General features: G+C 68.8%; 8 protein-coding genes. 2 read left to right on the top strand and 6 right to left on the bottom strand.

What is annotated here, in order from left to right:
- On the top strand, positions 1-248 hold a 248-nt coding region (locus HUN58_RS16535), incomplete at its 5' end, for an IS30 family transposase (protein ID WP_208745746.1).
- A 98-nt stretch (positions 249-346) separates the two neighbouring features.
- On the opposite strand, the gene HUN58_RS16530 is transcribed toward HUN58_RS16535, so the two are convergent.
- Positions 347-817: an RDD family protein gene (locus tag HUN58_RS16530; RefSeq protein ID WP_058741322.1), complete on the bottom strand. Its 471-nt coding sequence runs from the start codon at positions 815-817 to the stop codon at positions 347-349.
- Positions 818-961: 144 nt separating this feature from the next.
- Here HUN58_RS16530 and glnA point away from each other — a divergent pair, with 144 nt between their 5' ends.
- Entirely contained in the window at positions 962-2,386 is a 1,425-nt protein-coding gene (gene glnA / locus HUN58_RS16525) for a type I glutamate--ammonia ligase (protein ID WP_180225208.1), read from the top strand.
- 381 nt (positions 2,387-2,767) lie between these two features.
- Here glnA and HUN58_RS16520 read toward each other — a convergent pair whose 3' ends face one another.
- From HUN58_RS16520 to HUN58_RS16500, 5 genes are all read right to left on the bottom strand, one after another.
- Positions 2,768-4,198 (bottom strand): UDP-glucose/GDP-mannose dehydrogenase family protein, encoded by a 1,431-nt coding sequence (locus tag HUN58_RS16520; protein WP_058741324.1) that lies wholly within the window; start codon positions 4,196-4,198, stop codon positions 2,768-2,770.
- Complete coding sequence (locus HUN58_RS16515; protein WP_208745595.1) at positions 4,195-4,617, bottom strand: hypothetical protein; 423 nt, start codon at positions 4,615-4,617, stop codon at positions 4,195-4,197. The genes HUN58_RS16520 and HUN58_RS16515 overlap by 4 nt, the downstream gene beginning before the upstream one ends.
- An 85-nt stretch (positions 4,618-4,702) precedes the next feature.
- On the bottom strand, positions 4,703-5,158 hold the full coding sequence (locus HUN58_RS16510; RefSeq protein ID WP_208745594.1) for a glycosyl hydrolase: 456 nt from the start codon (positions 5,156-5,158) through the stop codon (positions 4,703-4,705).
- 55 nt (positions 5,159-5,213) lie between these two features.
- Positions 5,214-5,618 (bottom strand): hypothetical protein, encoded by a 405-nt coding sequence (locus tag HUN58_RS16505; RefSeq protein WP_208745593.1) that lies wholly within the window; start codon positions 5,616-5,618, stop codon positions 5,214-5,216.
- A complete protein-coding gene (locus HUN58_RS16500; protein ID WP_180225206.1) occupies positions 5,611-7,230 on the bottom strand; it encodes a glycosyltransferase family 2 protein in 1,620 nt (539 codons plus the stop codon). Before HUN58_RS16500 ends, HUN58_RS16505 begins: the two co-directional genes overlap by 8 nt.
- Positions 7,231-7,376 lie beyond the last annotated feature (146 nt).

The raw sequence follows: 7,376 nt of genomic DNA, 5'->3' as shown, positions 1-7,376 counted from the left end.
TCGACATCTACTTCGCTGACCCGCACTCACCCTGGCAACGCGGTAGCAACGAGAACACCAACGGACTGCTCCGGCAGTACTTCCCCAAGGGCACCGACCTCGCCGTCCACACCGAAGCCGACCTCGACACAGTCGCCGCGGAGCTCAACGGCCGGCCCCGCCAGACCCTCGACTGGGACAGCCCAGCCGAGGCCCTGACCCGACTACTCTCAGAACCCCAACAAGGCGGTGTTGCAACCACCCCCTGACGCCAAGCCGGGGAATGCGACGTCTTCTGCTCCATCGTCGCTTCGGAACCGTGCCCGTCCCGGAGCCGCGCCCGTGCCGGAACCGCGCCTGCCGCGTGTCAGCGCCGGACGAGCACCGTCCCCGCGATGCGGTCGTGCGCACCCCGGCTGTCCCGGTCGATGATGAGCGCCGGCACCACGATGCACAGCAGCAGCGTCCGGACCACCGGGCGCCACACACCCACGTACCCGCCGCGGATCGGCACGACCCGCAGCCCGACGCACAGGTGCCCGAACGACCCCGAGAACGTGCAGATGAACAGCACCTGCAGGACCGCGAAGATGGCGAGCTGGATCCAGGTGTGCGTGATGTCCCCGGACCCTGCGACCGGCGACCAGACACCGGTCACGAACGCCACGAGGTCCGCGAGCACACCGTCGATGAGCAGCGCGACGATGCGTCGGCCGATGCGACCGACGCTCCGCGGGCCCTCCTCCGGGAGACCGAGGTCCTTCCCGGGCCACCCGTCCGGGTGCGCGCCACCGGGGTTCGCGGCGGCGGCGGAGGGCGGAGTGGTGCTGGGAGCCATGCCTCCAGCGTAGGCGACCCCCGGGACGTAACACGCGCGAAACAATGCAGTCATGTCCGGGAAACTCGGTGTCAATAGCCTCGTCGGAGGGTGCACCCGGTGGCACTCGAAGACATCCCCCATACCCCCAGGAGATCGACACACATGTTCAGCGATTCCTCCGAGGTGCTCGCCTTCATCAAGGACACGGACGTCAAGTTCCTCGACATCCGGTTCACGGACCTGCCCGGTGTCCAGCAGCACTTCAACATCCCGGCGTCGACGGTCGACGAGGACTTCTTCTCCGTCGGCCAGCTCTTCGATGGTTCGTCGATCCGCGGCTTCGCGTCGATCCACGAGTCGGACATGCAGCTCATCCCGGACGTGACGACGGCGTACATCGACCAGTTCCGCGCCGAGCGCACGCTGATCATGATCTTCGACATCTACAACCCGCGGAACGGCGAGATCTACGGCCGTGACCCGCGCCAGGTCGCCAAGAAGGCCGAGAAGTACCTCGCCTCGACCGGCATCGCGGACACCGCGTTCTTCGCCCCCGAGGCCGAGTTCTACATCTTCGACGACGTCCGCTACTCGGTCACCCAGAACAAGTCGTTCTACTCGGTGGACTCCGAGGAAGGCGCCTGGAACACCGGCCGCGAGGAAGAGGGCGGCAACCTCGCCAACAAGACCCCGTACAAGGGCGGCTACTTCCCGGTCTCCCCGGTCGACAAGACCGCTGACCTGCGCGACGACATCACGCTCAAGCTGATCGAGGCGGGCTTCGAGCTCGAGCGCTCGCACCACGAGGTGGGCACCGGCGGTCAGCAGGAGATCAACTACAAGTTCGACACGATGGTCCACGCCGCGGACGACATCCTGAAGTTCAAGTACATCGTCAAGAACACGGCCGACCAGTGGGGCAAGGTCGCCACGTTCATGCCGAAGCCGCTCTTCGGCGACAACGGTTCGGGCATGCACACCCACCAGTCGCTCTGGAACGACGGCAAGCCGCTGTTCTACGACGAGAACGGCTACGGCGGCCTCTCCGACCTCGCGCGCTGGTACATCGGTGGCATCCTCAAGCACGCCCCGGCGCTGCTCGCGTTCACCAACCCCTCGATCAACTCGTACCACCGCCTGGTGAAGGGCTTCGAGGCCCCGGTCAACCTGGTCTTCTCGGCCGGCAACCGCTCCGCCGCGATCCGCATCCCGATCACGGGCACGAACCCGAAGGCCAAGCGCATCGAGTTCCGCGCGCCGGACGCCTCGGGCAACCCGTACCTCGCCTTCGCCGCGCAGCTGATGGCGGGCCTCGACGGCATCCAGAACCGCATCGAGCCGCACGAGCCGGTCGACAAGGACCTCTACGAGCTCCCCCCGGAGGAGGCCAAGGGCATCCCGCAGGTGCCGGGCTCCCTCGACGAGGCGCTCGAGGCGCTCGAGGCGGACCACGAGTTCCTCACGAAGGGCAACGTCTTCACCGAGGACCTCATCCAGACGTGGATCGACTACAAGCGCGAGAACGAGATCCTCCCGCTCGCGCAGCGTCCGCACCCGTTCGAGTACGAGCTGTACTTCGGCGTCTGATCCGCAGGTCCAAGGGCCCCGCACCGAGACTCGGTGCGGGGCCCTTCTGTGTGCCGGCGCTTACCGTCCGGCAGGTGGTACACGGAGGCGACCCAGCCTGGAGGCGCGGGGCGGCCTGGCGGACGCACGCCGCGCCTCCAGGCCGGTCGCCATGTGCGTTCCTGCCCATAGCACCCGTTATGGGATGCCGAATCGCGCATTGCAGGCCGGGAGGAACGACCCACCTTGCGCGGATCGGCCTCCCACGCGCGGAACGGCACCCGACGCGCGGGACGGCACCGCGCGCACCCCGCTCACCCCGCGCACCCCACGCAGACCAGCGCGCACGAAGACGGGGCCCGCGCCGGCCCGGCACGGGCCCCGTCTCGGGGCGGTGGACGCCTAGCGCGCCGTCGCCAGCACGTCGGCGGCACCCGCCGCGGGGCTCACGGGTGCACCCGTGACCGGCGTGGGACGTCCCAGGGAACGGACGGACCACCCCGCCTGGACCCAGTCGGCGACCGGGAGGCAGTTGCGGGCGTCGATGACCGCGCGACGGCCGACGAGCGCGCCGAGGGCGACCGGGTCGGCGCCGGTGATGTCGTCCCACTCCGTCAGGACGAGGACGACGTCGGCACCCTCGACCGCGGCCTCCTTCGACCCGGCGTACGTCAGGGTCGGGAAGGAGCGGCGGGCAGTCTCGTTCGCCTCCGGGTCCCAGAGCGTGACCTGGGCGCCCCGCAGGTGCAGGGCGGCCGCCACGTTGAGTGCCGGCGAGTCGCGGACGTCGTCGGTGAGGGGCTTGAACGCCGCGCCGATGACCGCCACGCGACGGTTGAGGACGGACCCGCCGAGGGAGTCGATCGTCATGTCGATGACCCGCTCGCGCTGGCCCATGTTGATCTCGTCGACCTGCTGCATGAGGCCGACGACCCGGCCGGCACCGAGCTCGTTCGCGCGGTGCATGAGCGCGCGGATGTCCTTCGGCAGGCAGCCGCCACCGAAGCCGAGCCCGGCGTTCAGGAACTTCCGGCCGATGCGGGCGTCGTGGCCGAGGGCGTCCGCGAGCGTCGTCACGTCGGCGCCGGTGATGGCGCACATCTCGGAGATCGCGTTGATGAACGAGATCTTCGTCGCGAGGAACGCGTTGGCGCTGACCTTGACGAGCTCGGCGGTCGCGAGGTCGGTCGTGATGACCGGGGTGCCCTCGGCGATCGGTGCGGCGTAGACCTCGCGGATCACGGCGTCGGCCGCGGCGGAGGCACCACCCCAGACCAGGCGGTCCGGGTGCAGGGTGTCGTCGACGGCCTTGCCCTCGCGGAGGAACTCGGGGTTCCAGATGAGCTCGGCGTCGATCCCGCTGGGTGTGAACTCGCGGACGATGCCGCGCAGACGTTCGGCGGTGCCGACCGGGACGGTCGACTTTCCGACGATGAGCCCCGGGTGGGTGAGGTGCTCGGCGACGCCGCGGGTGGCGCTCTCGACGTAGGACAGGTTGGCGGCGTGCGAGCCGGCCTTCTGCGGGGTGCCGACGCAGACGAAGTGGACGTCGGCGGCGGCTACGGCCTCGGCGATCGAGGCGGTGAAGCGGAGCTTGCCGGTGGCGACGTGCTTCGTGATGAGCTCGGGCAGGCCGGGCTCGTAGAACGGGACCTCGCCGGCGGACAGGGCCGCGAGCTTCGCGGGGTCGACGTCCACGCCGATGGTCTCGAAGCCCATCTCGGCCATGGCGGCCGCGTGGGTCGCGCCGAGGTACCCGGTGCCGATGACGCTGATCACCGGTGCGGGACGGGTGTCGGCGGACGGGGTGCTCGCCTTCTTCGGAGCGGTCACTTGGAGACCTCCTGCAGGTCGTAGTCGATGTCGTTGCGTGCGATGCCCTTGACGAACGTCGCGAGGCTGTCGGCGCGGGAGTCGAGGCGCCAGTCGTTGGTGGTCCTGGTGCCGTCGACGATGGTCGTGGCGACCTGGCTGAAGTACGCGAAGCCGATGATGTCCCGGTTCGCGGGGTCCGCCAGTGCGTCGAACAGCGAGGTGATCCACTGGGACTTCTGGCTGTCGGTCACGGTGCCGCCGGTCTCGGTCGCGCCGATCTCGTTGAGGACGATGCCCTTGCCGGGGGCGATCTTCCGGATCTGCGCGAGCGTGGCACCGAAGGTCGTCTGGAACGTCGGCTGTTCGGTGGCGGTGCGGTAGTAGCCGGACATCCCGACCCAGTCGACGTACTGCGCGCCCGGGTAGTACTGCCGCATGTAGTCGAGCGTCTGGTACTTCGGGTTGCCGAGCTTGTCGATGCGCGAGGGTGACCAGTCCCAGATGACGTAGTCGTTCGCCCCGTTAGGAGCCGGCGGCGTTCTGCTGCTTCGTCCCCTCGGACCAGTTGTACCAGGAGCCGTTCATCTCGTGGTCGAGCCGGATGACGAGCGGCATCCCGTTCGCCTTGAGGTCCTGCGCGTACTTCGTCAGGTAGGCGTCGAACTTGCCGGAGACGATGTCCTGGTTCGTGTAGCCCGGCACGAAGGCCTGGTCGTTGCCGGTCTTCGCGGGGACGGTCTCCCACGTCATCATGGGCAGGCGGCCGTTCGCCCACGAGCGCTGGACCGCGGTCTGGTTGAAGTCCTGGTCGAAGCCCTGGAAGAACCCGACCATGTTCGTGGCCTTGCCGACCTCCTGCGAGACGCGGTCGTACTCGGACCAGTTGAACGGCGCCTGCGTCGTGTACAGCCCGTACCACCGGGACTGCTGCGCGAGCACCTGCGCCTTGGACGGGGTGCTGATCGGCTCGGTCGTCACCGGGTCCTTCGAGGGACCGGTGTTCGGTGCGGCGGCGTTCCCGCCGTGTGCGCCGTCAGAGCCGGAGCCGGAGCCACCGGACCCGGAGCCGGACCCGCCCTTCTCGGCCGCAGCGGCAGCTGCAGCGGACCCGGCAGCGGCGCTCTTCGCAGCTCTCCTCGGCGCGGGAGCCGGCCTGGGCGCTGGACGAGTCGAGCTTGCCCTGGAGCGCCCAGACCTGCTTCTGCGCTGCCGTGAGCTTCGTCTGCAGCTCGGTCGCGGAGACCTTCTTCGCGGCGGGCGGCGTGACACCGAGCGCCTCGCTGACGGCGGTGGAGACCGGACCGGAGGGCGACACCCACACGGTCCAGGTGATGAGACCGAGGACGAGGACGATCGCGGTCGTCCCGATCGCGGTGCGACGGGCGTGCTTGCTGGACTGGGCCCACCACGTGCTGGTGGATCGGATGAGGTCAGACAATGAGGAACGCCTCCAGGGCGAAGATCGCGAACCCGATGCAGTACGGGATCGCCGCGTAGGGGTTGTAGCGACGGGTCTTCGTCGGGGTGGGTCGGGCGGCGGACGACGCAGCACCGGCCGGGGCAGCGGCGGCGGCAGCCAAGCGCCGGGTCGTCAGGACGGTCGCGGTCGACCCGGTGGCGGTGCCCGGGAGTGTTCCGGACCCCGTGGCACCGGACGCCGTCTCCGTGCCGAAGATCTCGTCGAAGGCTCGGTCGGCCGCGGCCTGGTCGGGGTCGACGGCCGCCGGCAGGGCCGCGTCCACGGGGCTCACCGGAGCAGAGCCGAGCGCGCCCTGGGGCTGCGCCGGGTCCTCCTCCATCGGCCCGCCGGCGTAGGCACCGGCCCGGGTCCCCCAGCCGGACGCGTGCGCCAGGCGGAAGAAGCCGATGAGCCGGATCGGCATGAGGAAGAACGTCGACACGATGATGAACATCGGCAGGCGGAAGAAGTCACTCGGCTTCTCGGCGAGGTGGCGCATCTGCCGGATCGCCATGCTCAACACGCTCGACACGACCATCAGGCCGGCGACGTAGAGGAAGCCCGTCGAGAAGCCGTACTGCTGCAGGATGCCCTGGTACAGGTTCTCGCCCTGCCCGGTCAGCCCGCGGTAGATCCAGCCGGCGATGACGCCGAACAGCATGAACGGCAGGATGATGTCGGTCAGGAAGAAGACCGCAAGGATCGGCGCGTGGCCGAGCATCCACGGCAGCATCCGCAGCGTGTTGTACTGCGAGCCGCGGGCCCAGCGGAGCTGCTGCTTGAAGAGCTTCTTCACCTGCAGCGGGGCGTCCGTGTACACGAGCGACGTGTACTGGTAGACGGTCCGGAAGCCCTCCTTGAGCGTCAGGTTCGTCAGCGTCCGGTCGTCGGACACCTCGAGGAACACGCCCATGAACTTCTCGTGCATGAACCGGTCCATGACCCGGACGAGGATGCTCCGGCGGAACGCGATGGTCCGTCCGGGCAGGCAGCCGATCTGGCCGAGGACGCTCTGCGCGGGCATCGAGTACAGCGCGCGGGAGTTCTCGAGCCAGTCCGCCCAGCGGGTGATCCACGAGCGCGTCGGTTCGAGGATGCGCTGGCGGGTGGTCACGCCACCGACCGAGTCGTCGGCGAAGGGCTTGAGGAGCTCCTCGAGCGTGCCGTCGGTCCAGACGGTGTCGGAGTCGACGAGCACGGTGATGTCGCCGGTGGACATCTCGGTGCCGACCTTGACCGCGTTGCGCTTGCCCGGGATGGGCGTGTGGGTCCAGCGGACGAGTGGGGCGAACTCGTCGCAGACCGCCTCGAGCGCGGCGTTCCGGGCGCCGTTGATCACGACGATGATCTCGCCGGGGCGCTGCTCGACCATGCGGCCGATCACGTCACGGAACAGGTCGATCGGCTCGTCCACCACGGGGACGACCACGCTGGTCGTGCCGGTGAAGGTGCCGGTGTAGGGGCGGTAGCGGGCGGACAGGACGACCTTGAGCAACCAGAGCAACCAGATCACCGCGGAGTACACGGCGAACAGGTAGAACTCGGGATGCCCTTCGACCATCTGCCGGATCTGCAGAATGAAGGTGAACATCGATCCCTGCTTCAACGTTCGAGGTGGGGATTCCGCTCCATCGAGGAACCTTGGGCCGGTTCGGGTGACCTCATTGAGACAGAACCTGGACGTCCTCGCAACGCGTCCCCCGTCCGGGGGCATTTCCGGCAGGTTACGGGGTACAT

Source organism: Curtobacterium sp. Csp1 (assembly GCF_013347185.1).
The sequence above is the reverse complement of the archived record's forward strand: the minus strand, read 5'-3'. Positions and strand labels throughout refer to the sequence as shown.

Excerpts from the sequence above, each read along its gene's own strand:
- HUN58_RS16500 (WP_180225206.1), bottom strand. The coding sequence starts at position 7,230 with ATGTTCACCTTCATTCTGCAGATCCGGCAGATGGTCGAAGGGCATCCC.
- HUN58_RS16515 (WP_208745595.1), bottom strand. The coding sequence starts at position 4,617 with ATGCGGCAGTACTACCCGGGCGCGCAGTACGTCGACTGGGTCGGGATG.
- glnA (WP_180225208.1), top strand. The coding sequence starts at position 962 with ATGTTCAGCGATTCCTCCGAGGTGCTCGCCTTCATCAAGGACACGGAC.
- HUN58_RS16530 (WP_058741322.1), bottom strand. The coding sequence starts at position 817 with ATGGCTCCCAGCACCACTCCGCCCTCCGCCGCCGCCGCGAACCCCGGT.